The following is a 25,352-nucleotide window of genomic DNA, read 5'->3' on the forward strand; positions in this document are numbered from 1 at the left end:
GGACTCCGCCGGCTCGTGGCGCTTTGGGGGGAAGGGCCTGTCAGGTCCCTTGCTGCGTGGCCGGCTCCGCGATGAGCGGGTGGGAGGCCCCCTGCGTCTTCGCGGGAACCTCGCGCGTCTTCGCGATGAGCAGGTAGATGGCCGGCACGAAGTACAGCGTGAAGAACGTACCGACGGCCATGCCCGTCACCAGCACCAGGCCGATGCTGTTGCGCGCCGCCGCGCCAGGGCCTTCCACGAGGACGAGCGGGAAGTGGCCCGCCACCGTGGCCATGCTCGTCATGAGGATGGGACGCAGGCGGCCCGCGGACGCCTCCTTGATGGCCTCCAGCTTCGACTTGCCCTCCTCCTGGAGCCGGTTGGCGAAGTCGACGATGAGGATTCCGTTCTTCGCGATGAGGCCCACCAGCGTCACCAGCCCCACCTGGGAGTAGATGTTCAGCGTCGTGGTGAAGCTGTCGGTGAAGTACGGCATCGTCGGGTTCGGCATCTTCAGGAACGTCGTCAGGAGCGCGCCGAAGAGCGCCAGCGGCACGGAGCCCGCGAGGATGATGAACGGGTCCCTGAAGCTGTTGAACTGGGCCGCGAGCACCAGGAAGATGAGCACCACCGCCAGGCCGAACGCGGGGAGGAACTTGTTGCCCTCCACGCGCAGCTGCCGCGACTCACCCGTGTAGTCCAGCCGGTAGCCCTGGGGCAGGATGCGCGAGGCCTCCGTCTCCAGGTATGTCAGCGCCTCATCCAGCGGCCGGATGGCCACGCCGCTGAGCTTCACGGCGTTGAGCTGCTGGAAGCGGTTGAGCGAGCGGGGCGCCACCGTGTCCTTGAGGGTCGCGATGGACGACAGCGCCACGAGCTGCCCGTCCGGCCCGGTGACGTGGAGGTCCTTGAGCTGGTCGGGGTTGAGCCGCGACACGCGCAGCACCTGGGGGATGACCTTGTAGCTGCGCCCGGAGATGTTGAAGCGGTTGACGAAGTTGCCGCCCACCGCCGCGCTCAGGTCCTGACCCACCGTGCCCAGGTCCAGCCCCAGCTGGGCCACCTTCTCGCGGTCCAGCTCGATGCGGGACTGCGGCTGGTCCAGCTTCACGTCGATGATGGGCGGGAAGGCGAAGATGCCGCTCGCCGCCGCCTTGCCCTGGAGCTGCTCGGCGAAGCCCAGCAGCTCCTCCGTGCCCGCCGTGGAGGCGATGACGAACTCCACCGGGAAGCTGCCGCCACCGGGCAGCGCGGGCGGGATGATGGCGAACGTCTGCACGCCCGGAATCGCGCTCACCCGCATCTGCGTCTCCGCCAGGATTTCTCCGATGGGGCGCGTGCGCTCCTCCCACGGCTTGAGCCCCAGACCCCAGAACCCGCTGCCGGGCATGGTGATCTGGAACGTGTACTCGGACTCCGGCATCTGCATCAGCGACAGGTTCATCTCGCGGACGGCCGGCGTGAGCTGCTCGATGGTGGAGTTGGACGGCGTGTTGACGAAGCCGAAGATGACGCCCTGGTCCTCGTTGGGCGCCAGCTCCTGCGGCGACTGGGTGAACATGAGCAGGGCCAGCGCGCTGAGCACCGCCCACGACATGTAGACCACCCGGCGCGCGCCCATCGCGCTGTCCAGCGAGCGCGAGTAGGCGTTCCGCAGCCGGTCGAACGTGCGGTTGATGAAGCCCGCCAGGCCCTGGTTGTCATGCCCCGCGCGCAGCAGCGAGGCGGACATCATGGGGGAGAGCGTCAGCGCCACGACACCGGAGAGTGTGACGGCGCCCGCCAGCGTGAGCGCGAACTCGCGGAACAGCGAGCCCGTGAGACCTCCCTGGAAGGCGATGGGCGCGTAGACCGCGGCCAGCGTGACGGTCATCGCGATGATGGGACCCACCAGCTCCCGCGCGCTCTTCAGCGCCGCCTCCACGGGGCTCAGGCCCTCGCGCAGGTGGTGCTCCACGTTCTCCACCACGACGATGGCGTCATCCACCACCAGGCCCACCGACAGCACAATGGCGAGCAAGGTGAGCAGGTTCACCGTGAAGCCGAAGACCTGCATCAGGAACACCGTGCCGATCAGCGACACGGGGATGGCCACGATGGGGATGAGAATCGAGCGGACCGAGCCCAGGAACAGGAAGATGATGATGACGACGATGACCAGCGTCTCCACCAGCGTCTTCACCACCTCGTCGATGGCGCTGCTGATGTACGTGGTGCCGTCGAAGGCAATCTTCGCCTCGAGCTGCTTGGGCAGGTCGCGCTGGAGCGACTCCATCTCCCCGCGGACGTCCTTGAGCACGTCCAGCGCGTTGGAGTGGGGGAGCACCCAGATGCCGATGAACACGGCCGTCTGGCCGCCGAAGGCCACGTCGCTGTCGTAGTCCTCCGCGCCGAGCACCACGTCCGCGATGTCCGACAGCCGGACGACCGCGTCACCCTCGCGCCGCACGATGAGCTGCCGGAACTCCTCCACCGAGTGCAGGTCCGTGTCCGTGGTGAGGTTCACCTGGACCAGCGCGCCCTTCGTCTGGCCCACCGCCGCCAGGTGGTTGTTGGCCGCCAGCGCCTGGCGCACCTGCGCCGGGCTGATGTTGAGCGCGGCCATCCGGTCCGGCTTCATCCACACCCGCATGGCGAACGTGCGCGCGCCCAGGATGTCCGCGCGCTGCACGCCCGTCACGGACGACAGCCGGGGCTGCACCACGCGCGTGAGGTAGTCGGTGATCTCGTGCTGCTTGAGGAACTCGGAGGAGAAGCTGAGGTAGGCCACGGCGGCCTGGCTCTCCGCCGACTCGATGTTGAGCACGGGGACCTGCGCCTCGGGAGGCAGGTCTCCGCGCACCTGGTCGACCTTGGCGCTGATTTCGCTCAAGGCCCGGTTGGAGTCGTAGTTGAGCTTGAGCCGGGCCCGGATGATGGATACGCCCTGCGTGCTCTGCGACTCCAGGTAGTCGATGCCGTCCGCGGAGGCGATGGCGCGCTCCAGCGGCGTGGTGATGAAGCCGCGGACCAGGTCCGCGTTGGCGCCGACGTAGACCGTCGTCACGGTGATGTCGGCGTTCTCGCTCTGCGGATACTGCCGCACGTTGAGCGAGCGGATGGCCTGGAGTCCCGCGATGATGAGCAGGAGGTTGACCACCAGCGCCACGACGGGGCGCTTGATGAAGAGGGCGGTGAAGTTCATGCGGTCTCTTCCCGGTCCACTACGGGTTCACCGGCTGCGGAGCGAGCTCCGTCGACGGTGCCAGCGCGTTGTTGACGACGACGGACATGCCGTTGCGCAGCTTGAACACGCCGCTGCTCACCACGGTGTCGCCCGCCTTCAGGCCCGAGACGACCTCCACGAAGTCACCCCGGCGCTCCCCCAGCCGCACGAACTGCTGGTTGGCGACGAGGTTCGCCTTGCCCGCGGCGTCCTTGCCCTCCACGAGCACGTAGACGGAGTCGCCGTACGGCGCGAAGAGCACCGCCGTCGCGGGCACGGCCACCACCTGGCGGCTGGTGTCGGCGACCACGTCGATGTTCGCGAACATGCCGGGCAGCAGGCGCCCGTCCGTGTTGGGAACGGTCGCACGCATGCGCACGTTTCGGGAGGAGCGCTCCACCTCCGGGTTGATGGTCGTGAGGGTGCCCTCCCAGGTGTCCTGGGGGAACACGTCCACGCGCATGCGCACCTTCTGGCCGGACTTCACCTGGGCCAGCAGCTGCTGGGGGACCTGGAACTCCGCCAGGACGGGGTCCACGGTGTGCAGGGTGGCGACGGGGTTGCCCGGGGAGATGACCTGGCCCAGCTCCACCTGCTTGATGCCCACGCGGCCGTCGAACGGGGCGCGGATGGACTTCTTGGCGATGAGGGTGCGCAGGTGGGCGACCTGGGCCTGCGTCTGGGCGGCGCGAGCGGCGGCCGCCTCCAGCTCCTGCGGCGTGTTGGCGCCCTGCTCGCGCAGCGACTTCGCGCGCGCGTGGGTGAGCCGCGCGAGCTCCGCGTCGGCCTCCGCCCCGGTGAGCTGCGCGGCCTCGCTGGAGACGTCGAGCTGGACCAGGACCTGGCCCTTCTTCACGGCCGCGCCGTCCTGGAAGCCGATGTCGCGGACGATGCCGGGCAGCTCGGCGCCCAGCGTGACGCCGCGGAGCGCGACCACGGTGCCGACCGCACGCTGTGTCGCCTGCCAGTCGACGGCGGCGGCGGTGACGGACGTCACCGACTCGGGAGGCTGGGCGTAGGACGCGCCCGCATCAATCATGGCTCCAATCTGGGCGGCCTTGATGCCCGCGAGCACGGCGATGACTCCCAGGAGGAGCAGGATGCCCACGACCCAGCGCTTCACGCTGCTGGGAGGGCGCTTCGAGGGCGAGACGACTTCGTCGGACGGGGACGTGGCGGGTGCACGCATGGAGGACACTCGATGAGACGGAAAGGCGCGACCCTGTATAGGATTCGAAACTTTTGTGCGCTCTTGAAAGTGAAAGAACCTCACGGGGAGGGCATGCGACAACGTGACCCTTGAATTCCCCGAGAGGCTGTGGACAGCCCGGCGCGCGGCTCGAACCGTGAGTGCTGCGAGCCCGCGACTCGGTGTGTCTGATTGAAGGAGGGCGGCGTGTGTTTCAGACGCCCGTCACTTCGCGGATGAAGCTGATCATCCGATCACACGTGGTGCGCAGGTCCATGCGCTCCTCGGCCATGCGGCGGGCCTCCTGGCCCATCGCACGCAGGGCCTCGGGCCTGGCCACCAGCCCGTCCAGCACGCTCGCGAGCGCCGCGTAGTCCCCCACGGGCACGATGCGGCCGTCCACGCCGTCGCGCACCAGCTCGCCCACGCCGCCCATGGGCGTGGTCACCACGGCGACACCGGCGGCCTTGGCCTCGGCGATGGCCCAGGACGACATGTCCGCCATGGTGGGCAGCACGAACAGGTCCGCGGCCTGGGCCAGGCCAATCAGCTCGGGCGAGTTGGGCTTCAGGCCCACGTGGACATGGACGCCCGGCGGCGCCTCGAACGTCTGGGACGTCACCAGGTCCAGCCGCCAGCCGCGCAGGCGTGTCTCGCGGGCCCAGCGCAGGAGCAGCAGTCCGCCCTTGCGGTCCAGGTCTCCGCCCACGAAGAGCAGGCGGACCCGGCCATCGCCCGCCTTTCGTCCCGGATTCGGACGCCACAGCTCAGTGTCCACGCTGGGCCAGGCGACGTGGACGCGCGAGCCGGGGACGCCGTACTCCTCCACGAGCGAGCGCTTGGTGAACTCCGAGAACGACAGCATGCCCTTCGCCACGGCGTAGGTGCGGCGGTGGAGCGCGTTCTTGGCCCGGCCCACCCAGCCCGCGTGCTGCGAGCGCAGCCCGTAGTAGCGCAGGTAGGTCTCCAGTCCGCTGGGGGTGGCGTCGGTGGAGATGACGCTGGGCACGCGGTTCATGAAGTCATGGACCAGGTGCGCCATGCGCTGCGTGTGCACGACGGCGGCTTGAATCACGCCCTGCTCGGCCGCGCGCTGGAGCGCGGTGCGCGCGCGCAGCCCTCCGCGCAGCGACAGGCGCGAGCGCACCAGCGGGAGGTGTTCCCACATGTCGTCCGCGTGCTCGTCGATGGGCAGCCACACCGGCTCGATGTCCGTGCGTTGCGACATCGCGCGCTTGAGGTTCTGGAGGAAGACGGCGTTGCCGAGCGTGGTCTCGATGGCGAACGCGATGCGAGGGGGAGACATCACCATCACTCTTGTGGCCCTCGAGCGCTTGTCGTTCGCGGTGAGATACCGGATGCGGAGATTCTCCTATCCTGTTCCGGAGGACCTTGTTAGCCCCCTGAGGGTGCCGTGTTGGCGTTCTGGCGGAGCACGCGCGGCGATGCCGCATACTGGGTACGGATGGGAGGCGGGAGGTTCACTGGAGGAACCTCCCGCGGTGTTCCATTTCCGCTCAGTTCGCGAAACGTTTCTCAAAAAGAGCGAACTGGCCCTCGAGCTTCCACTGCAAGGCGGCGCGCCTCTGGGTGGTGAGGAAGCCGGCACAGGTGGACGACAGGGAGTCTGCTCCGGGCGTGTCGCTGTCGCATGCCGCCACGCGCTTCGTGAAATCATCGCGCCGGGCCCAGAGGCTGTCTCCCTCCAGGAAGGCGTGTTCCAGGCTGGCGCGAGCCAGTTGCTTGAGCCGCTTGTAGTCGAGCTGCTGGACGGTGGCGGCGGCGATGTATTCCTGGGTGATGTCTCCACGGAGGATTCCGGAGTCATCTGTCGCGAGGGTGACGGGGACGTTCTCCGCCAGGTACGTGGACAGGGGGTGGTCCACTCCCGACACTCCCAGCAGGACCTTGTTTGATGACAGACAGATTTCGACCAGGACGCCGGCCTCGCGCATGTCTTTCAGGAGCGCGACGACTCCCTCTCCGTCTGTTTCATCCAGCACATCCACGCCATGGCCGATCCGCTCCGCGTGCGCCAGCTTCACGGCGTTGCGGATGTGGAAGCGGAGGTGATTCTGGTCCTGGGGCTTGAGCACCCCGGGAATGAGTTCTCCGGCATGGAGGGAGACGTGGATCTTCTTGCGTCCGGGCGTATTGTCATTGAAGTCGTCGAGCGTCCCCAGGGCGAACATCTCGTCGTTGTAGTACGCGAGCGAGTTCTCGTGTTCCTCGGGAGAGACCAGGTTGACGCCGACAATCTCGGGCACCAGCTGGGCCAGCTCATAGGCATACACCCACTGGCCAAAGACGTTGGCTCGCTCCGCCGTGCGGTTGGCTGACACCAGCAGCCGCACCTCCACGTCGCAGCCCGGGTCCGCCTGGGGCGTTCCGCAGCGGAGCAACTGCCGGCTGCCGCGCAGCGTGGCGGCGATGCTGTTCGCCTGGCGGACCAGGGCCACCTGGAAGTCAGGCAGGGCGACGAGCTGGGTGCGCCGGGCGAGCAGCGTCGCCGCATCCCACGGGTCCGTGGGCTGGAACAGGGGAACGGCGAGCCGGCCGCCCGTGGAGGCCCCGAACCCTTGCATCAACTCCACGTAGACCTGGTTGTGCTGGCCGGCCCGGGAGATGATGTCCGCGTAGCTGTCGTCATTGCGTGCATCCGTTTGCACCGCGCCGTACTTGCCGAAGGCATCGAAGAAGTGCTGATGCGCGGCGAGGAGGGGGCCATTGAAGCCTTCCATGGACCAGGCGCCGAGCACCGCGTTGTAGAAGTCGCGGTCCGTCGTCGTGTTGGCCAGGGGGCGGGTCCCGGTCGCGCACGGGTTGCTGGCCACGAAGGTGGTGGGGTGGACACACGCACCATCCTCGGCTCCCCACTGGATGAGCTTCTCCATGGTGATGGCGCCAGAGGTGTGGCTGTGCAGGTCTCCTCCCTTGGGCATCTCGCGAAGGAAGGTGGCGAGCGCGGTGGGGTTGCCCCGGAGCGACTCCATATGCTCCCGCGTGAGGTCTTCGGTGGGTCGTTGGACTGGCGGGTCCTCATCACTTCCATTGCACGCACTCGTCGCGAGCGCCATCGCGACGGCCCATCCCAAGAGTCTGTTCATGTGGGGTCTCCCTGGCGGAATCACCGCTCAAGGCCTTTCTCGACTGGAGTGGCGCGCACTCTAGCCGGGGGGCCTCTGGGAGAGGATGGAATTCCCTGGAATTAATATTTTCCAGGGAGATGAGGTCGTCTGGGCCGCGGGCGCCCGCTTTCAGAGCACGCGCATGAAGGCGACCAGGTCCTTCTTCTCCTGGTCACTGAGGCGGGTCTCCAACACGAGGTTGAAGAACTCGACGGTGTCCTCCAGCGTCAGGAGGCGTCCGTCGTGGAGATACGGCGGGCTCTCCTTGATGCCGCGCAGGGGGAAGGTCTTGATGGGGCCATCCGCGCCCATCATCGCCCCGTTCACCACGCGCGGCTTGTAGAAGCGCTCCGCCTTCAGGTTGTGCATCAGGTTGTCCGTGTAATACGGCGGCGTGTGGCACACGGAGCACTGCGCCTTGCCGAAGAAGAGCGCCTGTCCGCGCGTCTCCGACTCGGTGGCCTTCTTCGGGTCCAGCTTCCCGTCGATGACGCGCAGCTTGGGCGCCGGAGGGAAGTCCAGGAGCGCCTCGAACTCCGCCATGAAGTGCACCTGGCTGCCGCGCTCCAGGATGTTGACGCCCTTCTTCGTGGCGATGACCGGGTCCCCGTCGAAGTAGGCCGCGCGCTGCTCGAACTCGGTGAAGTCCTCCACCGTCTTGAGGGCCCGCTGCGAGCCGAACAGGCGCTGGATGTTCACCCCGCGCAGGGTGGGCGTGTCGATGCGGTGACGGAACTCCTGGGGCCGGATGTCCCCCACCAGGTGGGTGGAGCCATTGGAGTGTCCGTTGACGTGGCAGTCGAAGCACGTCACGCCTCGGCTGGCGAGCTCCGAGCGGCGGTCCGACGTCTGGTTGAACTGCTGCTGCGGGAAGGGCGTGACGAGCAGCCGCAGGCCCTCCAGTTGCTTGGGATTCAGGATGCCGGTGAACAGGTCCTGATGGTTCATGAGGGTGACGACCTTGCCCTGGGACACGTCGCCCAGGTCCGGCCGCGTGGTGAGGAAGATGGGCGGCGGGAACTCCGGCAGGACATGGTCCGGCAGGTCGAAGTCCAGGTCGAAGCGTGTGAGGTCCCGCGCCTCCTGGCGCTTGATTTCATCGATGTGGAACTTGGGGAAGAGCATGCCGCCTTCCGGATGGTTCGGATGGGGCAGCGGCATGAAGCCCGCGGGGAAGAGTCCCTTCTCGCGGATGGCCTCCGGCGTCATGGTGGCCAGGCTCGCCCAGGTGACACCTTGTGGGAGCTTGACGCGCACGCCCTCCTGCACGGCTTTGCCGCGGCTCATGGTGACGCCCTGGGCCGGCCGGTTCGCCAGGTCGTAGCGTTGAGTGAGGAGCTGTTGGTGGCGGGCGGCGACCTTGGGCTTGTCGGCCTTCATCCGGGACATGACCTGGGCGAAGGGCTCCGTCTGGTCCACCGGCATGTAGCTGGTGGCGCCCCGTGCCGGCGGTGCGGGGGGCTCCTGGGCCTGGACGGCGCCTGTGTCCATCAAGAGCAGCCCCATGACAGCGATTGCGATATGCGGACGGTCGAACAGAGACGGCTCCATGTGTGCGCTCCTTCTGTCTGACTTCATGCAGACTGAGGCCCTGTCGTCCGGCCAAGCTATTCGATTCGAATTCGCACCCATCCGCACATCGCCGCGAACCGTTGGCCAGTTCATACGAGGCCCCGGGTGGGCGTCGGAGGCCTCCCCGGGACGTTGACCTGTCCACGAAACGAGCTCGAGCGGGGCGCGCTCACCCTCCGGCGGGGGCCCCCTGGGAGGTGGGCAGGGGCGGCACGTGTGTGGGTTTGCCGTGAGCGTCGAGCGCGACGAGCACGAAGCGCCCCCGCGTCGCGAGCTGCCGGTCTCCGGTGAGGAGGTCCTCCGCGAAGAGGTCCACCTCCACCGTCATGGAGGTGCGCCCCGTGGAGATGATGCGGGTGACGAGCTCCACGAGCTGCCCTTCGCGCACGGGCACATGGAAGTCGACGCGCTCGCTGCTCGCGGTGACCACCGTCCTGCGGGCATAGCGGGACGCCACGATGAAGGCGGCCTTGTCCATGAGGGCCAAGGCCTGGCCACCGAAGAGGGTGCCGTAGTGGTTGGTCTGCTCCGGGAAGACCATCTCGATGAGGCGGGCTTCGGTGATGAGTCCGGGGGCGATTCGCTGGGGAGAGGTCTCGGACTCGGAGGTCATGTGCGGTCTCGTGGGTGGGAGGGATTCAAGGGGAGGCCATCTCTCGAGGCCCGTCCCGCGCGATGAGCTCGAGCAGGTCGGGCCGCACGCCGACGAGCAGGCGCCGCTCGTCCCAGCTCCAGACGCCGTCCGTCGGAGAGGGGGCCGCGCCGCCGAAGGTGGGGAGCTCCGTCCAGGGCAGGTCGGCGAGCAGGGCGCCGTGGCGCTGGAGGACCTCCGCCAGCGCATCGAGCGAGGACAGGGGGCCCGTCTCGGACACACCTTCGGCGCTCGTGACGCGGTAGCTCCACGCGCGAGGCTGGGCCTCCGGGTCGTCCGGGCCCAGGAAGATGTGCAGGGCCTTCGTCATGGGCAGCTCCTTCATGAGTCGCGCTCCACGGTCATCGCGAGCCCCTGGCCCACGCCCACACACAAGGTCGCGAGTCCCCGCCGCGCGCCCTGTCGCTTCAGGGCATGCACCAGCGTGGTGAGGATGCGCGCGCCGCTGGAGCCCAGCGGGTGGCCCAGGGCAATGCCTCCGCCATTCACGTTGACGCGCTCCGGAGGCAGCTCCAGGTCTCGCAGACAGGCCAGCGCCTGTGCGGCGAAGGCCTCGTTGAGCTCCACCAGGTCCACGGAGTCCAGGCTCCAGCCCGCGCGCGCCAGGGCCTTGCGGGTGGCGGGCACGGGACCCACGCCCATGTAGCGCGGGTCCACGCCCACGCTCGCGCTGCTCACGTAGCGGGCCAGGGCTCGGGCTCCCGTGTCGCGCAGCGCCTTCTCGCTCATCAGCAGCACCGCGGAGGCGCCGTCGTTGAGGGTGGAGGAGTTTCCCGCCGTCACGCTCCCGCCGGATTGGAACGCGGGCTTCAGCGCGGACAGCTTCTCCAGGGACGTGTCCGCGCGGGGGCCTTCGTCGACCTCCACGCGCACGAGGGCTCCCTTCGGCGGCGTGACTTCCACCGCGACCAGCTCATCCAGGAAGGCGCCCGTCGCCTGGGCCGCCACCGCCTTGCGATGGGAGGCGAGCGCGAAGCCATCCTGCGCTTCGCGGGGGATGCCCCACTTGCGCGCGACGTTCTCCGCCGTCTCCCCCATCTGCTCCAGCGGGAACAGTTGGGCGAGGCGGGGATTGGGATAGCGCCAGCCCAGCGCCGTGTCCCACGCCTCGCACTTGCCGGAGGGGAAGCCCTCCTCGGGCTTGGGCATGGACCAGGGGGCGCGCGTCATGGACTCGACGCCGCCCGCGAGCACGATGTCCGCGTCGCCCAGCTGAATCATGCGGCAGCCCTGGATGACGGCCTCCAGGCCGCTGGCGCACAGCCGGTTGACGGTGACACCGGGCACGGTGGGGGGAAGTCCCCCGAGCAGCAGCGCCATGCGCGCCACGTTGCGGTTGTCCTCGCCCGCCTGATTGGCGCAGCCGAGGAACACCTCGTCCACGAGGGCGCCCTCCACGTTGTTGCGCTGGAGGACGGCGCGCAGGACCTGCGCGGCCAGGTCATCGGGCCGGACGCTCTTGAGGGCGCCTCGGAACCTGCCGATGGGAGTGCGGACCGCGTCGACGATGAAGGCCTCGGCCATGGAGTCTCCGTGAGTGTGTCGGCTAGAGGTAGAGGCGCTTGGGGTCGAGCTTCTCGCGCAGCAGTCGCAGCACGGAGGCATCGGGCTCGGGGGCGGCGCGCAGCGTCGGGGCGATGCGCAGGGACCAGCCGCAGGCCTGCTGGACCTGCTCGGGCGTGACGCCGGGGTACACCTCCGCGAGCACGGCTTCGCCCGTGGTGTCGAAGTCGAGCACCCCCAGGTCGGTGATGATGCGCGTGGGCCCGCCGCCCGGCATGCCCAGCTCCTGGCGAGACCTGCCGTTCACCCGGTGCCCTGGGCTGGTGACGAAGTCACACGTCTCCACGAAGGTGCGCTTGCTCATGCGCATGACGATGAGCAGCCGCCGCGCGTGGACCGCGATTTCGCACGCGCCGCCGCTGCCCGGCAGGCGAATCCTGGGGTTCGCGTAGTCGCCGATGACGGTGGTGTTGATGTTCCCCCACCGGTCCACCTGGGCGCCGCCCAGGAAGCCCACCTCGATGAGCCCTCGCTGGAGCATGCACTGGAAGATGTCCGCCTGCCCCACCACGGCCAGCGAGTCCGTCACCAGCGACGGGTCGCCGATGGACACGGGCAGCCGCTCCGGGATGGCTCCCACGGCGCCGGACTCGTAGATCATGAACAGGCGCGGTGCGTGCGTTGCTCGCGCCAGGTTGCACGCGAGGTTGGGCAGGCCGATGCCCACGAAGGTGACATCTCCATCCCGCAGCTCCTGCGCGGCGCGGTGGGCCATGCGCTCGGAGGCGGTAGGGCCCGTCAGCGTCTCAGTAGCCATAGTCCACCCCCGCGCAGACGCGCGCCTTCGCGCGGAGCTTGTCGAGCAGCCCGGTCTCCAGCCGCGACAGGTAGCCCTGCCGGTCCTTCACGCCGTAGACGAACTCCTCCAGCCAGGCGCGGTAGGTCTCCGGCTGGCGGGAGATGTCCTCCCACTTCACGTAGAAGTCGTTGTCCCGGTCGTGGAAGCCCTGCACGAAGCTGGGGTGGCAGCCCCAGGGCTCGTGCACCACGTGGCTGACGATGATGCCGGGCACCAGCGTGCGGTTGGGGTCCTCGCGGATGAGCTCGGTCGGGACGATCTCCTCGGCGACGACCACCACCTTGCGCGCGGCGAAGGCCACCTCCTTCTGCGAGCCGAGCAGCCCCCACACCTGCGCGTTGCCTTCGGCGTCCGCGCGCTGGCAGTGGATGATGGCCACGTCCGGATGGAGCGCGGGCACGGTGGCCAGCTCCCGCCCCGTGTACGGACAGCGCACCGTCTTGATGGAGGGATTCACCCGGGCGATGTCTCCGCCCTGGTAGTTGCTCAGCGGCCAGAACGGCAGCCCCGCGCTCGCGGCGAGCAGCCGCGACAGCAGGCCGAAGTGGGAGTACTCCTCCAGCTCCAGCCGCTCGGAGGAGGACGCCTCGCTGCGCCGCCGCAGCGCGTGGAGGCTGCCCACGCCGGGGTTGCCCGCCCAGCTGAAGACGAGCTTGCGCACCGCGCCCGCCTCGATGAGCTGGTCATAGACGAGGTCCGGGGTGAGGCGGATGGCCGTCAGGCCCTTGATGCCCTGGCGGATGATTTCGTGTCCGGCCGCGAAGCAGATGAGGTGGGTGAAGCCATCAATCACGAGCGAGCTGCCGTGCTTCACGCTCGCGGAGATGGCCTCTCGCATCGAACAGAGCTTGTTCATGGGGCGCCTCGTGGGGTGTCAGAGCTTCACGCCGGCGACAGCGGCTTGGGGAGACGCGGTGGACGGGAGCGGGAGCTCTCGCAGGCACTGCTCGAGGATGCCCAGCAGGACGTCCACCTCGTGCCGGCCCACCACCAGCGGGGGCGCGAAGCGGATGGTCGACTTGCCGCACGACAGGAGGAGCAGCCCCTTGCGGAAGGCGAGCTGCTCCAGCGCGGCCACGTAGGCACCCGCGGGCTCGCGCGTCCGGGGGTCCACGAACTCCGCGCCCACCATCAGGCCCACGCCGCGCACGTCGCCGATGACGGGGTAGCGCGACTGCAGCTCCCGCAGGCCGCGCTGGAGCACCTCGCCCGTGGCGAGCACGGAGTCGAGCAGCCCCTCCACCACGTCCAGCGTGGCGAGCGCCGCCGCGCAGCACACGGGGTTGCCGCCATAGGTGCTGCCGTGCGAGCCGCGAGGCCACGTCATCACCGACTCCCGGGCGATGATGGCGCCCAGCGGCATGCCGGAGGCGATGCCCTTGGCGGACAGCAGGATGTCCGGCATCACCTTGAAGTGCTCGGCCGCGAACATGCGCCCGGTGCGCCCGATGCCGGACTGCACCTCGTCGAACACCAGCAGGATGCCGTGCGCGTCGCAGATGCGGCGCAGGTGCTGGAGGAAGCCCGCGGGCGGGACGACGTAGCCGCCCTCGCCCAGGATGGGCTCCACGAAGATGGCCGCCACCTCGCGAGGGTCCACGTGGTTGACGAACCACTCGCGCTCCAGCGCCAGCGCCGGGTTGCACGCGTCGCCGCAGGTGTACGGCTCACACCCGTTGGCGCACCGGTACGGGTTCGCGTAGGGGATGTGGATGACGCCGGGCAGCAGCGGGCCGAAGAAGGCGCGCTGGGCCACCTTGGAGGAGTTGAGCGAGATGGCGCCGATGGTGCGGCCGTGGAAGCCGCCCTTGAAGGCCACCACGTACTGGCGCCGGGTGTGGTGCCGCGCCAGCTTGAGCGCGCCCTCCACCGCCTCCGTGCCGGAGTTGGTGAGGAAGACCCGCTTGGGGCCCATCTCCGGCAGGTAGCTGGCCAGCCGCGCGCACAGCTGGGAGAACGAGTCGTAATAGAAGTCGGTGCCACAGATGTGGAGGAAGCGGTCGGCGGCGTCGTGGATGGCCTTCACCACCGCGGGGTGGGAGTGGCCGGTGGACGCCACGCCGATGCCCGCCATGAAGTCGAGGTAGCGGTTGCCGTCGACGTCGTGCACCCACGCGCCCTCGCCCCGCTCGACGACCAGGGGATACTCCTTGATGTACGAGGGGGAGCTGTGGCGCTGGTCCATCGCGATGATGGCCTGGGCGTTGGGCCCGGGGGGCGCGACCTTCACTTCGGGGTAGAGCTTGTTCATGAGGCCATCCGTGTCTGCGCCTGCTCGCGCATGAATTGGGAGACGTAGTAGGGGCCGCAGCCGCCCTTGCCGGACGCGCCGCTGGACTTCCAACCGCAGAACGACTGCACGCCGGGCCAGGCGCCCGTCGTCGCGCCCGTGCGGCGGTTGGCGTAGAGGACGCCGGCTTCGGCTTCCGCCATGAAGCGCTCCACGTCGGCGGCGCTGCGGCTGAAGATGCCGGCCGTCAGGCCGTAGTCGCAGTCGTTGGCCAGCCGCAGCGCTTCATCCAGCGTGCGGAAGCTCGTCACGCCGACGAAGGGGAGGAACAACTCCTCGCGCATCAGCCGGTGCCCATGCGACAGCGCCACCACGGTGGGCGCGACGAAGTGCCCTCGGGCGAGGGCTCCCTCCAGGAACAGGCGCTCGCCGCCCGCGATGATGGCGCCGTCCTGGCGCACTTCGTCCATCGCGCGCTCGAAGCGCTGGACGGCCGCGGCGTTGATGACCGGGCCGGTGAACACCGACGCGAGCGATGGGTCCCCCACCCGGGCCTCCAGCGCCTTGCGCGCCAGGCCGTCGGTGAAGGCGTTCAGCAGCGACTCGTGGACGTAGATGCGAGACAGCGCGCTGCACTTCTGGCCGGACAGTCCGAAGGCGGAGCGGAAGCAGCCCTCGATGGCGGCGTCCAGGTCCGCGTCGCGGCAGACGATGGCCGGGTTCTTTCCACCCAGCTCGAGGAAGCACGGTCGCACCCGGCCGGTGGACATCGTCCGGTGCAGGGCCATGCCCACCGCCTTGCTGCCGGTGAACGAGACGCCGTCGATGCCCGGGTGGCGCACCAGCGCGGCGCCCAGCGACTCGCCCTCGCCATGCACCACCTGGAAGACGCCGGGAGGCAGGCCCGCATCCGCGAGCGCGTGGTAGAGCCCCTCCGCGCACCACGGTGTCTCCTCGCTGGGCTTGAGGATGACGGCGTTGCCCCCGAGCAGCGCGCCCGCGCTCATCCCCGCGGCGAGCGCCAGCGGGAAGTTGAAGGGCGAGATGACGGCGAACACGCCATAGGGGCGCAGCACGCTGAGCGTGTCCTCGTGCGGAGACAGCCGCGCCATGGGGCGGCGGAAGCCGTCGGCCTCCTCGAGCTGCCGGGCGTAGTAGCGCAGCAGGTCCGCGGACTCCTCCACGTCGCCCAGGGACTCCAGCCGGCTCTTGCCCACCTCCAGCGTCATCCGCGCGGAGAGCTCCAGCCTCCGCTCCGAAATCAGGTCCGCGGCCCTGAGGAGGATGCGCACCCGCTCCGCCCAGGGGGTGGCGCCCCAGGCGCGCTGGGCTTCGCGCGCCACGTGCACCACGCGGTCGAGCTCCGAGACGGGCGTGCGGTGGAAGGACGCGAGCAGCTCGTCGGGGTTGGCCGGGTTGCGGCTCTCCAGCAGGTCTCCGCTGCGGTACGCCGCGCCGGCAATCCATGACGGGAGCTGTGCACCCAGCTGGCCTCGGACGGCGCCGAGCGCCTCGTCGAACCGGGCGTGCAGCTGGGACAGGTCCGCCTCCAACACCGAATAGGTGATGCGAAAGCTCATGACTCCTCCTGGAAGAACTGGCGGATGCCGCGCGAGAGGGTGTCGACCAACTCGTCGACCTCCGCCTCGGTGATGATGAGAGGCGGGCCCAGCATCAGCAGGTCGCCGTGAACGCCATCCGCGTGGCCGGTGTTGGACCAGAGCACCAGGCCGCGCTCGAGCAGCTTCGCCAGCAGGCGCTCCACGACCTTGCGCGCGCGTGGGAAGGGGCGGCGGCTGGGCGTGTCCTCCACGAGCTCCACGCCCGCGAGCAGCCCCACGCCCTGCACCGAGCCCACGAAGGGCAGCGGCGAGAGCACCTCGCGCAGCTTGCGTTGGAAGTGCGCGCCCACGCTCGCGGCGTGGGAGACCAGGTCGTAGCGCTCGAAGTAGTCGAGCACGGCCAGCCCCGCCGCCGTCATCGCGGGGGCCTGGAGATAGGTCTGCGCGTGCATGAAGCCACCGGAGCCCTGGCGCATCTCCTCCACGTGCGCCTGCTTCACGAGCAGCGCGCTCAAGGGCGCGTAGCCTCCGCTGATGCCCTTGCCGAGCACGAGCAGGTCGGGCTGGAAGTCGAACAGCTCGCTGGCGAAGAAGCGCCCGGTGCGTCCGCAGCCGCACATCACCTCGTCGGCGATGGTGAGGATGCCGTACTCCCGGCACAGCGCGCTCACGCGCTCGAAGTAGCCCGGAGGTGGAGGAGAGGCGCCCGCGGACGAGCCGATGACGGGCTCGGCGATGAAGGCGGCGATGGTGTCCGGGCCTTCGCGCCGGAGGGTCTCCTCCAGCAGCCGCGCGTAGTGCTCCGCGCCGTCGCGTGCGTAGTCCTCCAGACCGGAGCGGTACGGGTACGGCGCGGGCGTGGTGATGACCTCCGACAGCAGCGGACCGAAGAACGTCTTGTAGTGAGGCCGCCCGGAGAGGGAGAGCGCGTAGAGCGTGTTGCCGTGGTAGCCGGGCACCCGCGCGATGACCTTGGTGCGCTGGGGCTGTCCTCGCTCCACCCAGAGCTGTCGGGCGAACTTCACCGCGGCTTCGACGGCCTCGGAGCCCGAGCCGAGGAACGCGGCGCGGTCGAGCCCCGGGGGCGCCAGCGCGCACAGGCGCGAGGCGAGTGCCTCCGTCACCTCGGTGGTGAAGTGGGTGCCATTGACGTACGCGACGCGGAGCAGCTGCTCGTGGATGCGGTCCACCACCTCGCGGTTGCCGTGGCCGACGCTGGCCACCAGCGCGCCCGCGGAGGCGTCCAGGTAGCGCTTGCCGCGCGCGTCGAAGAGGTGGATGCCCTGCCCGTGGGTGATGACGGGGAAGTCGCGCGCCAGGTTGCGCAGGAGCACGTTCCCCTGGGGATAGCGAACCGTCTGTCTTCCGTCGTCCCGCATCCGTCTTCCTCCACGCAGCGCGGGCGACCGAGGTCGCCCGACAGGGCTCCCGCGTGGAAGAAGGGCGTCACGATGCGCGCGAAGGCACACCAGGCTCGGGGAGAGCCCACGGACCGACCTTCGCCCCCACGGGCGACTGAAGACGTGCGGGGTGAAGGGTCGGAAAAGTCGAGGCGCGCGAGGACTCGCGATGAAGTCCAGGCCCGCTCGAACCTTCCGGCCGTCCCACGCGGCTCCAGGTCGAAACCGTCCGTGGATTTCTCCCACGGGCGGATGCGGGCAGGTCTTCGGACTCGTGAGCGCTTCGGCTTGACGCCGGCTTCCTACTTCTCGTCGCTTCCCAGTTCCGAGGAACCAGTGCGGATGACGAGGTTCGTTCTCACTTACCGCTGCGGGGCAGTCCCGGAATCAAACCGGGTTCCCTATTAAGCCTGGACGGTGAGGTCCAAGCACCAGCATGGCGCGGTTTGTACAGGCGGCCTCTTCGAGGTGTCAAGTTGGCGGGAGCTGTCGCACCTCGAAGACCTTGGAGATGATTCGCCACTGTCCCTGCTCCTTCACGAGGCTCAGGTAGTCGGTGAAGTGACGTGGGGACAGTGCACACTCCAGCTTCACCAGCGCGGTGTGCGGGCCCGCGAGGTCCACGGAGAGCAGCCTGTCGTAGCGCGGTTGCTGACTCGCCGACGCGGGCACCCGGCCGCGCACCACGTCGAAGTAGGTGGGCATGTCCAGCTCCTTGAGCGAGCCCTCCGCGGTGCTGAAGTAGCGCGCGCGGGGATGGAACACGCGGGCCAGCCGCTCGACGTCGGCGAAGTACAGTCCGTCCAGATAGGTCGCGATGCAGTCGAGCAACGCGGGCAGCTCGCCGGTGGTGTCCGCGAGCACGCTGGGGCCGATGATGGGCGCGGGAGAGGGAGCGGGCGCGGCGGCCTTCTTCCGTCGGAGGTCGGAGACCAGCTCGCCGCCGACGCCCCAGTTGTCGGTGTCGACTTCGTCGATGGTGACGAACGTCAGCGACGGGTCCTTGTTCAGCACCTGTTGAAGGAGCGCTGTCACGCCTTGCACCAGCGCGGCCTTCTGCTCCCGCGTCACTCCGTCCTTCGTCACCTCCACCTTCACGTAAGGCATGGGGTGCTCCCGAACAGAGGGCGCCATGCCCGGGTAGGACTGCATGCGCTGTGATAGATGACCGCCACCCGCGCGGCGGGCTCCTGCGTTGCCATGAAGACCTCCAGTGGCTGCGCCAGGGATATGCAAGGGGGCCCCGCCCCGCGGCAGTCCTCCGTTGGGGAAAGGAACGTGTCCTGTGGGTGAACGACGGCGGCGAGGACAGGACGCTCCTGCTCACGATGTGGAGTCCTTGCGTGTCTTCATGGAGGTGGTCCTCGCGGGCTCCCTCTCCGCCGCTGCGCGGAAGCGCGGGGTGGCGACCTCCGCGGTCAGCAAGCGGCTGGCGCAGCTGGAGAAGAGCCTGGGGGTGCCCTTGCTGGTGCGCAGCTCCCGGAGCATGCGCCTCACGGAGGCGGGACAGGCGCTGGCCGAGCGTGCGCCCTCCGCGCTGCGAGAAGTCGAGGACGCGTTCGCCTCCGCGCGAGAGCTGGGCACCGCCACCCAAGGGGCCGTGCGTGTGTCGGCCCCTGTCACGCTGACGGAGCTGCACCTGGCGCCACTCACCGCGGACTTCCTGCTGGCGGAGCCGTCCATGCGCGTCGAGCTGGTGGTGGATGACCGGTTCGTGGACCCGGTGAAGGATGGCTTCGACCTGGTCATCCGCTCGGGGCCCGCCACCCACGTGAGCCTGGTCGTGAAGAAGCTCGCGAGGGACTCACGGGTGCTGTGCGCCTCGCCGGACTACCTGAAGCGCGCGGGCACGCCCGCGACGCCGGAGGACCTGTCGCGCCACAACTGCATGCGGCACTCGTTCAATGACTCGAGCGGGCGCTGGGCGCTGAACGTGGAGGGGCAGGGGCGCACGGTGCTCGTGCGCGGCAACCTGCGGCTCAACCACGGCGGCGCGCTCAAGGCGGCGGTGCTGCGCGGCCTGGGCATCGGGTACCTGCCCCTCTTCGTCGTGCGGGAGGAGCTGGAGCGAGGGGCGCTCGTGCAGGTCCTCCCCGACGTGGAGGTGGAGGCGCCGCCGTTCCTCATCGCCCTGCACCCGTATGGCCGAAGGCCGCCGCGTCCGGTGCGTGGCTACCTGGAGTACCTGGCGGCGCACCTGCCCCAGCGATTGGGGCAGCCCCCCGCTGCTCGCTGAGCGCGAGACGCCTCAGTAGTTCCAGGCGGTGCAGTCCGTGGTCGTCCGCGTGACGAACTCCGCCAGCGTGCGCAGGTTCCTGACGAACGTGCTCGTGTCGAGATAGTCGCCCGGCGTGGCGCCGCTTCGGGGGCCGGCCGGCGTGTAGGGGGTGAGCCACTTCTCGTTGTTGACCGCGGTGTCGACCGCCTGCGCCGTGTCGGCTCGAAGCTGATGGCACGTGCGCTTCATCGCGGAGGTGTCGCTCGCCAGTCGGGTGTACTCGGCGCGGAGGGCGGCGAGCTGCGAGGGGACCTCCCAGGCGTAGTTCTGGTAGGTGGGCGGCGCGGAGGAGAAGCGGACCGGATAGCCGCCGGGCCTCACCGTGTAGAACCCCACGTTCGAGGGCGCCGTGTCATCGAGCTCGATGTAGCGGTGGAGGAGGGTGTCGTTCGCGAAGTCGACTGTCTCGAGATACGTGAGCGCGGTGCCCACCGCGTCCCGGTTCGCGGGGACACCCGGGTCCAGCTGGTAGAGGCGGAGCAGGGCCCACATGACATCCTGGCTCTCCTGTCCCGCGATGGCGGGAGTCTCCCAGTTGCGTGCCCACCGAGGCTGCATCTGGAGGTCGTACTGCTGCGCCCAGGCGGGCTGGGGCTGAGGCATCTGGGCCCGACGGAGGAAGTCCCCGAACCGGGCGCGCATGGCCTGATACGTCGCCGCTTGCGCGGGGTACACCTCCGCCGCCGAGGTCAGCATCTCCACGAAGGCGGACGCGAGGTTGTCATTCAGGGTGGGGTCGTCCCAGTACTCCACGGTGTAGACGTTCGCGTGACACTGGGCGAGGCCGCAGGTGGTTCCGATGGACGGGGGATAGCTGGCGGACAGCGCGGGCCGCGCGGCCACGGGGCCCGAGAAGACCTGCGGGAAGCCTCCATGGGTGGGGTACTGCGAGGTCTCCATCCGCGCGCGGGCATACGCGGACGCGCTGGAGATGTCGGGATTCGCGAACCCGAGCAGCTGGTCCGCTCGCATCAGCGCGATGAGCGCGTTCTGGGTGACCTGGTCGTCATAGGTCGAGTGCGCGCAGCCACCGCACTGACAGGTCGCCGTGGTGTTCAGGTAGCAAGCCTTCAGCGTCGGCGTGGGCTTGAAGTCGGCGTAGAGGCGCCAGCCACCCGACTGGAGCTGGCCGTGGCGCAGCGCCATCGCGGTGCGTGTCGCGTAGGTCTTGAGGTCAGGGGTCGCCGGGTCCGCGAGGGCCGCCTCGACGAAGGCCCGCAGCACGTCGGGCGTGCCCGGGGACTGAATCATGATCTGGTCCGCGTCGAGCTGGATGTCCCCCCAGCGCTCGTTCAGGTTGCTCGCGTTGTGGTGCCACGCATAGCCGCCGTTTCGCGAGACGAAGTCGTTGAAGTACTTCGCCGCGTTCCTCATCCGCCCGAGCGCTTTCGTGCGAAGCGGTGTCACCGCCGCCTGGGCCTCCGTGTCCAGCGCGACGGGCGCAGGTGCGCCGGCACCCGCTGGCTCCAGCTCGGGTGAAAGGCAGGCGGAGGCAGCGACGGCGGGGAGGAGAATCCAGACAGGTCGAATTTTCATGACTTACTGATTTATCATGTTTCGACCCAGGGGCTCACCGTTGGCAGCGCAAGGCGATGCCGTGAGGATTGTCGAGGTAGTCCTGCCAGAACGCCTGGCCGTACTTGAGGAGTCCCTCGGAGGAGCACTCGGGGCGGGTCCACGTGAGGGAGTGGAAGCCCGCCTCGCGGAGCACCTGCTCGTGGGTGGCCTGGCTCCAGTAGGAGAAGTGGATGGTGAAGGGCGTCTTCGTGTGCAGCTCCGCGGTGATGGCGTGTCCATCCTGGGGCGCCTGGGGGAAGTCCAGCATGCTGATGCCGTAGCGGGTGCTGTTGGGGCCCTTCGCGCTGAACCCGGGGTTGAAGGTGTAGGTGACGAAGCTGCCGCCTGGCTTCAGGTGTGCGTGGATGTTCCGGCACATGCGCAGCATGTGCTCCGGTGAGTGGGCGTAGTGCAATAGATAGACAGCCGTCACCAGGTCGAACTGGCCCAGGTTCGCCATCTCGGCCACGTCCGACACGTGGTACTCGATGCCCGACCGCTGCTCATCCTCGAGCTTGCGACCCACGCGAATCATCTCTTCCGAGACGTCGACGCCCACCGCCCGGCTCGCACCTCGTGCCTTGAATTGCCGTGTGTAGAGCCCATCACCACATGCCACGTCGAGGACGGACTGCCCGGCGATGGGGCCCAGGACCTTGAAGAAGGTGTGTCCCTCGATGTACTCGGAGCGCACCGGCAGCACATCCCAGTCCGCGACCTTCTCGCCGATTGAATCGTATTGCGCCGACATGTCTCACGACCTTTCCCAGGAGGGTGCTGGCGTCGAGGTTCCCTTGCATCCGAGTCGGACCTGGGGTTCCCTGGCCGCACTGTAACGCGAGAGGCGGATTGTCATGTCTGACCCGGATGTCCTCGCCGCCCAGGCCCGTGAGTCCCTGGAGCGGTGGGACCTTGACGCGGCCGCCAAGGCCTTTCGCGAGGCGGTCCCGCTCTATCGCGCGCGCGGAGAGGTCCAGCGGACCTGTGAGTGTCTGGTGGAGTTGGCGGGCATCGGCGCGAGGACCGGGGATGACGAAGGCCGCAGGGTCGCCGTGAGAGATGCCACGGAGGCCGCGGAAGGCTATCGCGCGTTGGGTCTCCGAGGCGCCGAGGGCATCGCGCTCTATTGGGCGGGACAGGCCGCGTATGCCGAATCCGTGGAGGAGGAGGCGGGCTTCTATCAGGCGGCGCTTCCCTTGCTGGAAGGGGCGGGCGGTGAGCCCCATGCGCCCTTTGTCTATGCATGCCACGTCGCGATGGGGCGAATCGCCGCGCAGGACCGCGCGGACCTCGCCGGGGCCGAAGCGCACTACCTGCGGGCCTGGGAGCTCCTCTCGCATGCGCAGTCCCGGCTGGCGCCGGGCTCCCTGGCGCGAAAGCTCGCGGAGGTCGTGCTGAAGAGAGGCCGACCGGAGGAGTCCGTCGCGTGGTTGGAGAAGGCGATGGCCTCCCTGGACGCCGTTTCGCTGGAGGGCGCCCGGAGGGAGGCTGCCTTCGTCCAGAGGTGCCTGGGCGAGGCTCGACAGCGGCAAGGGGACCTCGCGGCGGCTCGGGCCGCCTACACGCGGGCCCTTCGCTCCTTCCAGCACTGGGGGATGGACTTCAAGGCGCGGGAAGTGGACGCACTGCTGCGCGCGCTCGGCGCGGACGACACCTGATTCTCCGCCGAGGCTCGCGACGGCGCGGGCTTGCCGGGTCGTCACTCCGGTTGCTACTGTCATTGAATGTACGGAATGTCGGTGTTCATCGCGGCGACGCCGGAGGAGATGGCGCGAGCGCTTCCTGATTGGACTCCCGAGAAAACCGCGCAGCCCAAGGGCCGGGTGGCCAAGGCCTCGGCGCCGGGTGTCGTGGCGGGGGCCGGTGACTACAAGAAGCACCTGGAGGGACTGCTGCCTCGGGGCTTGAAGTCGATGCCTCATGCGGTGTTGAAGAACGTCGTCTTCCAGCACCTGACGGCGGCGTGCTGGGCGCTTGGCGCGGAGCTGCTCCAGGCGCCCCAGCCGTTCCTGTTCCCTCCGCGCGAGGCCCCGGACGCGTCGCTGCATCCGTTGCCCGCGGAGGCCGTGCGGAAGCTGGCCAAGGCGAGCGACACCCGGCTGGAGTCCGCCGCGAAGAAGCTGGCGCGTGCCTCCGTCTGCCAGGACCTGGGCTGGGACTCACACGACGCACTGGCGTTGCTGAAGCAACTCAAGCCTGTCGCCGAGGCCGCCGTGGCGGAGTCGCGCGAGGCCTTCGTGTTCCAGCTTCCCTGAGGCCGCTCGCCTCAGGCCTTCTTCCCGGCCCACGGGAGCGCGAGCTCCGTGAGCCAGGACTGGCCCTGCTTCGTCTCCACGCGCAGGTACGTCTCGCGCAGGGGCGTCGCGGGAGCGCGCTCCTTCACGTGCAGGTGCGCGAAGAGTCGGGCCCAGGACGGGCCCACGGAATCGGGAGGTCCCGAGTGGACGAGCGTGGCCGCCTGGACCTCGGGGACCTGCTCCACATGGACCCCTTCCGGCGTGGCCCCGGGCGCGAGGGGCACACACCAGGAGATGTCCGCGTCGTCCTCCCGGTACTCCGCTTCGTGCAGGAGGCAGAAGGGCGCACCGGCGATGAAGGGACCACAGGCGGCGAGCAGCCGGGGGAAGACCACCGACGCATCCGAGTAGCGCCCGCGCGCGCGATGCATGGCGACGCGGGCTGTCGGGAGCCCTCGCTCCAGGATGGGCGGAGGCGCGCGCAGATAGGCCTCCGCCTGGGCCTGGTGACGCAGCAAGGTGTCCAGCGCGAGCACGGAGCGTTGCGCGCTCGCGGCCTCCTCGGCGAGCCGCATCCTCACCTGCGCCAATTGCTCCGCGAGCGAGGCGCCCTGGTTCAGCTCCACGAGCACGCCGCGAATCTCCTCGAGGGACAGCCGCAGGTCTCTCAGGGCGCGCAGCGTGTGGGCCACGGTGATGTCGCGCTCGGTGTAGTACCGGTAGCCGGAGGAGGGGTCCACGCACGAGGGCTCGAGCAGTCCCTTCTCCTGATAGAGCCGCAGCGCCTTCACGCTCAGGCCCGTGATGCGCGACGTCTCCCCGATGGCATACAGCAGTCCGCTCACCGCTCGACCTCCGTGAGGAAGGCGCGCACCGTGGCCGCGAAGTCCTCGGGTTGTTCCTCGAAGGGGAAGTGCCCGCTGCCCGCCAGCTCCACCAGTCGCGCGTGGGGCAGGGCTTCTACCACGCGCTGCGTGGCGGAGCGCGGCTGCAGGTCCTTCGCGCCATGGATGACGAGCGTCGGCGCGCGCACCCGGCCCAGCCACTCGCGCCAGTCGTGGGTGCGGCCCAGGCTCAGGTAGAGGCCCAGGGAGAGGAACCCGCCCGCGGCACCGGAGCCCGGCACTCGCGCCTGGCCGTGGTCGCGCTGCATGGCCTGCGCGTACAGCGGACCGAAGCGGGCGAAGTGCTCGGAGAGGCGCGCCTCGTCGTCCTTCAGCCGCGCGGGGAAGTCGAAGGTGCGCTTCATCCACTCCGTCAGCGCCTGCTGGCCGGGCGCATCCAGCCGCGCTCGCACCTGGGTGAACAGGTCGCCGTCGCCCGCGGGCATCGTCACCAGCGGCGCGGGAGCAATCAGCACGAGGGCCTCGACTCGCTCCGGCCACTCCGCGGCGTACAGCGCGGCGACCAGCGCTCCGAAGGAGTGTCCCACCAGCGTCAGGCGCTCCTCTCCGAGCAGCCGCCGGATGCGCTCCAGGTCCGCGACCTGCGCGCCGAGCCCCAGCCGCGCCTCCACGTCCTGCATGGCCTGCCACGTGCCTCCTGTCGGCGCCGAGGTGAAGGGCCGCGAGGACTCGCCACAGCCTCGCTGGTCATAGAAGTGCCAGCGCAGGGTGTCGCTCATGAGGGGCGCCGCGCGCCACGGCTCCACGGGCGGCAGGCCCGGGCCTCCATGGACGACGACGACGTTTCGCCCCTGTCCCACGGCCCTGTGCCGGAGCCGGATGTCGGGCGTCACCTGCCAGAAGGGCGCGTCCGTGGGCTGACCCGCGGGGACCTCCAAGCGCTCTCCGCGCGCGGCGAGGACGGACTCCACGGTGCCGGGCTGGAAGAGGGCTCGCCCCATCCACCACCAGGCGCCGAGCGCCGCGCCGACCAACAGGATGAGTGCCCCGAGTGCGACCGCCATGATGCTCCTCCGCGAGGTGTGTCTGGGTGACATGCGCGGAGGGTGGCGGTCTCCCCTTGGGGGAGAGTCAACGAGGATTGTTGCGCGGAGCA

21 protein-coding genes and 1 riboswitch are annotated in these 25,352 nt (G+C 69.2%); of the genes, 3 read left to right on the forward strand and 18 right to left on the reverse strand.

The window, feature by feature from the left end; genetic code table 11:
• Window positions 1-40: 40 nt before the first annotated feature.
• The 14 genes from MYSTI_RS09750 to MYSTI_RS45270 form a co-directional block, all read right to left on the reverse strand.
• On the reverse strand, window positions 41-3,163 hold the full coding sequence (locus MYSTI_RS09750; RefSeq protein ID WP_015347575.1) for an efflux RND transporter permease subunit: 3,123 nt from the start codon (window positions 3,161-3,163) through the stop codon (window positions 41-43).
• Between the two features lie 19 nt (window positions 3,164-3,182).
• Complete coding sequence (locus MYSTI_RS09755; protein WP_084668116.1) at window positions 3,183-4,373, reverse strand: efflux RND transporter periplasmic adaptor subunit; 1,191 nt, start codon at window positions 4,371-4,373, stop codon at window positions 3,183-3,185.
• A 214-nt stretch (window positions 4,374-4,587) separates the two neighbouring features.
• Window positions 4,588-5,679, reverse strand: coding sequence for a glycosyltransferase family 4 protein (locus MYSTI_RS09760; RefSeq protein WP_233278222.1), 1,092 nt, complete (start codon window positions 5,677-5,679; stop codon window positions 4,588-4,590).
• 211 nt (window positions 5,680-5,890) lie between these two features.
• Window positions 5,891-7,480 carry an amidohydrolase family protein gene (locus MYSTI_RS09765; RefSeq protein WP_015347578.1) on the reverse strand — a complete coding sequence of 530 codons (1,590 nt, stop codon included), beginning with the start codon at window positions 7,478-7,480 and terminating at the stop codon, window positions 5,891-5,893.
• Between the two features lie 150 nt (window positions 7,481-7,630).
• Window positions 7,631-9,052, reverse strand: a complete 1,422-nt coding sequence (locus MYSTI_RS09770; RefSeq protein WP_015347579.1) for a cytochrome c — start codon at window positions 9,050-9,052, stop codon at window positions 7,631-7,633.
• 190 nt (window positions 9,053-9,242) lie between these two features.
• Complete coding sequence (locus MYSTI_RS09775; RefSeq protein WP_015347580.1) at window positions 9,243-9,686, reverse strand: acyl-CoA thioesterase; 444 nt, start codon at window positions 9,684-9,686, stop codon at window positions 9,243-9,245.
• A 25-nt stretch (window positions 9,687-9,711) separates the two neighbouring features.
• Window positions 9,712-10,050 carry a hypothetical protein gene (locus MYSTI_RS09780; protein WP_144370039.1) on the reverse strand — a complete coding sequence of 113 codons (339 nt, stop codon included), beginning with the start codon at window positions 10,048-10,050 and terminating at the stop codon, window positions 9,712-9,714.
• On the reverse strand, window positions 10,047-11,249 hold the full coding sequence (locus MYSTI_RS09785; RefSeq protein ID WP_015347582.1) for a thiolase family protein: 1,203 nt from the start codon (window positions 11,247-11,249) through the stop codon (window positions 10,047-10,049). The genes MYSTI_RS09780 and MYSTI_RS09785 overlap by 4 nt, the downstream gene beginning before the upstream one ends.
• Window positions 11,250-11,271: 22 nt before the next feature.
• Window positions 11,272-12,045, reverse strand: coding sequence for a CoA-transferase subunit beta (locus tag MYSTI_RS09790; RefSeq protein ID WP_015347583.1), 774 nt, complete (start codon window positions 12,043-12,045; stop codon window positions 11,272-11,274).
• On the reverse strand, window positions 12,035-12,943 hold the full coding sequence (locus MYSTI_RS09795) for a CoA transferase subunit A (RefSeq protein ID WP_015347584.1): 909 nt from the start codon (window positions 12,941-12,943) through the stop codon (window positions 12,035-12,037). Before MYSTI_RS09795 ends, MYSTI_RS09790 begins: the two co-directional genes overlap by 11 nt.
• A gap of 18 nt (window positions 12,944-12,961) precedes the next feature.
• On the reverse strand, window positions 12,962-14,338 hold the full coding sequence (locus MYSTI_RS09800; protein WP_015347585.1) for an acetyl ornithine aminotransferase family protein: 1,377 nt from the start codon (window positions 14,336-14,338) through the stop codon (window positions 12,962-12,964).
• The gene (locus MYSTI_RS09805; protein WP_015347586.1) at window positions 14,335-15,897 is read right to left on the reverse strand and encodes an aldehyde dehydrogenase family protein; all 1,563 of its coding nucleotides are present in this window, start codon (window positions 15,895-15,897) and stop codon (window positions 14,335-14,337) included. The genes MYSTI_RS09800 and MYSTI_RS09805 overlap by 4 nt, the downstream gene beginning before the upstream one ends.
• Window positions 15,894-17,258 carry an aminotransferase family protein gene (locus MYSTI_RS09810; RefSeq protein WP_086009835.1) on the reverse strand — a complete coding sequence of 455 codons (1,365 nt, stop codon included), beginning with the start codon at window positions 17,256-17,258 and terminating at the stop codon, window positions 15,894-15,896. The genes MYSTI_RS09805 and MYSTI_RS09810 overlap by 4 nt, the downstream gene beginning before the upstream one ends.
• Window positions 17,259-17,519: 261 nt before the next feature.
• Window positions 17,520-17,730: riboswitch (cobalamin riboswitch) on the reverse strand.
• Between the two features lie 20 nt (window positions 17,731-17,750).
• Window positions 17,751-18,386: a 2-hydroxymuconate tautomerase family protein gene (locus tag MYSTI_RS45270; RefSeq protein ID WP_015347588.1), complete on the reverse strand. Its 636-nt coding sequence runs from the start codon at window positions 18,384-18,386 to the stop codon at window positions 17,751-17,753.
• Between the two features lie 223 nt (window positions 18,387-18,609).
• On the opposite strand from MYSTI_RS45270, the gene MYSTI_RS09820 reads away from it, so the two are divergent.
• On the forward strand, window positions 18,610-19,515 hold the full coding sequence (locus MYSTI_RS09820; protein ID WP_052350967.1) for a LysR family transcriptional regulator: 906 nt from the start codon (window positions 18,610-18,612) through the stop codon (window positions 19,513-19,515).
• Window positions 19,516-19,527: 12 nt separating this feature from the next.
• On the opposite strand, the gene MYSTI_RS09825 is transcribed toward MYSTI_RS09820, so the two are convergent.
• Entirely contained in the window at window positions 19,528-21,093 is a 1,566-nt protein-coding gene (locus MYSTI_RS09825) for a pectate lyase (RefSeq protein ID WP_015347590.1), read from the reverse strand.
• Window positions 21,094-21,127: 34 nt separating this feature from the next.
• The gene (locus MYSTI_RS09830) at window positions 21,128-21,865 is read right to left on the reverse strand and encodes a class I SAM-dependent methyltransferase (protein WP_015347591.1); all 738 of its coding nucleotides are present in this window, start codon (window positions 21,863-21,865) and stop codon (window positions 21,128-21,130) included.
• A 103-nt stretch (window positions 21,866-21,968) separates the two neighbouring features.
• Between MYSTI_RS09830 and MYSTI_RS09835 the strand changes: the two genes are divergently transcribed.
• Together MYSTI_RS09835 and MYSTI_RS09840 are read left to right on the forward strand one after the other, a co-directional pair.
• Entirely contained in the window at window positions 21,969-22,772 is an 804-nt protein-coding gene (locus tag MYSTI_RS09835) for a tetratricopeptide repeat protein (RefSeq protein ID WP_015347592.1), read from the forward strand.
• A gap of 75 nt (window positions 22,773-22,847) precedes the next feature.
• Window positions 22,848-23,369: a hypothetical protein gene (locus tag MYSTI_RS09840; protein WP_044279437.1), complete on the forward strand. Its 522-nt coding sequence runs from the start codon at window positions 22,848-22,850 to the stop codon at window positions 23,367-23,369.
• An 11-nt stretch (window positions 23,370-23,380) separates the two neighbouring features.
• Here MYSTI_RS09840 and MYSTI_RS09845 read toward each other — a convergent pair whose 3' ends face one another.
• A complete protein-coding gene (locus MYSTI_RS09845; protein WP_015347594.1) occupies window positions 23,381-24,196 on the reverse strand; it encodes a MerR family transcriptional regulator in 816 nt (271 codons plus the stop codon).
• Entirely contained in the window at window positions 24,193-25,260 is a 1,068-nt protein-coding gene (locus MYSTI_RS09850) for an alpha/beta fold hydrolase (RefSeq protein WP_015347595.1), read from the reverse strand. The genes MYSTI_RS09845 and MYSTI_RS09850 overlap by 4 nt, the downstream gene beginning before the upstream one ends.
• Between the last annotated feature and the right edge of the window lie 92 nt (window positions 25,261-25,352).

It is taken from the genome of Myxococcus stipitatus DSM 14675, from assembly GCF_000331735.1.
Classification (GTDB): domain Bacteria; phylum Myxococcota; class Myxococcia; order Myxococcales; family Myxococcaceae; genus Myxococcus; species Myxococcus stipitatus.

Excerpts from the sequence above, each read along its gene's own strand:
- MYSTI_RS09750 (WP_015347575.1), bottom strand. The coding sequence starts at position 3,163 with ATGAACTTCACCGCCCTCTTCATCAAGCGCCCCGTCGTGGCGCTGGTG.
- MYSTI_RS09755 (WP_084668116.1), bottom strand. The coding sequence starts at position 4,373 with ATGCGTGCACCCGCCACGTCCCCGTCCGACGAAGTCGTCTCGCCCTCG.
- MYSTI_RS09760 (WP_233278222.1), bottom strand. The coding sequence starts at position 5,679 with ATGTCTCCCCCTCGCATCGCGTTCGCCATCGAGACCACGCTCGGCAAC.
- MYSTI_RS09765 (WP_015347578.1), bottom strand. The coding sequence starts at position 7,480 with ATGAACAGACTCTTGGGATGGGCCGTCGCGATGGCGCTCGCGACGAGT.
- MYSTI_RS09770 (WP_015347579.1), bottom strand. The coding sequence starts at position 9,052 with ATGGAGCCGTCTCTGTTCGACCGTCCGCATATCGCAATCGCTGTCATG.
- MYSTI_RS09775 (WP_015347580.1), bottom strand. The coding sequence starts at position 9,686 with ATGACCTCCGAGTCCGAGACCTCTCCCCAGCGAATCGCCCCCGGACTC.
- MYSTI_RS09780 (WP_144370039.1), bottom strand. The coding sequence starts at position 10,050 with ATGAAGGAGCTGCCCATGACGAAGGCCCTGCACATCTTCCTGGGCCCG.
- MYSTI_RS09785 (WP_015347582.1), bottom strand. The coding sequence starts at position 11,249 with ATGGCCGAGGCCTTCATCGTCGACGCGGTCCGCACTCCCATCGGCAGG.
- MYSTI_RS09790 (WP_015347583.1), bottom strand. The coding sequence starts at position 12,045 with ATGGCTACTGAGACGCTGACGGGCCCTACCGCCTCCGAGCGCATGGCC.
- MYSTI_RS09795 (WP_015347584.1), bottom strand. The coding sequence starts at position 12,943 with ATGAACAAGCTCTGTTCGATGCGAGAGGCCATCTCCGCGAGCGTGAAG.
- MYSTI_RS09800 (WP_015347585.1), bottom strand. The coding sequence starts at position 14,338 with ATGAACAAGCTCTACCCCGAAGTGAAGGTCGCGCCCCCCGGGCCCAAC.
- MYSTI_RS09805 (WP_015347586.1), bottom strand. The coding sequence starts at position 15,897 with ATGAGCTTTCGCATCACCTATTCGGTGTTGGAGGCGGACCTGTCCCAG.
- MYSTI_RS09810 (WP_086009835.1), bottom strand. The coding sequence starts at position 17,258 with ATGCGGGACGACGGAAGACAGACGGTTCGCTATCCCCAGGGGAACGTG.
- MYSTI_RS45270 (WP_015347588.1), bottom strand. The coding sequence starts at position 18,386 with ATGCCTTACGTGAAGGTGGAGGTGACGAAGGACGGAGTGACGCGGGAG.
- MYSTI_RS09825 (WP_015347590.1), bottom strand. The coding sequence starts at position 21,093 with ATGAAAATTCGACCTGTCTGGATTCTCCTCCCCGCCGTCGCTGCCTCC.
- MYSTI_RS09830 (WP_015347591.1), bottom strand. The coding sequence starts at position 21,865 with ATGTCGGCGCAATACGATTCAATCGGCGAGAAGGTCGCGGACTGGGAT.
- MYSTI_RS09835 (WP_015347592.1), top strand. The coding sequence starts at position 21,969 with ATGTCTGACCCGGATGTCCTCGCCGCCCAGGCCCGTGAGTCCCTGGAG.
- MYSTI_RS09840 (WP_044279437.1), top strand. The coding sequence starts at position 22,848 with ATGTCGGTGTTCATCGCGGCGACGCCGGAGGAGATGGCGCGAGCGCTT.
- MYSTI_RS09850 (WP_015347595.1), bottom strand. The coding sequence starts at position 25,260 with ATGGCGGTCGCACTCGGGGCACTCATCCTGTTGGTCGGCGCGGCGCTC.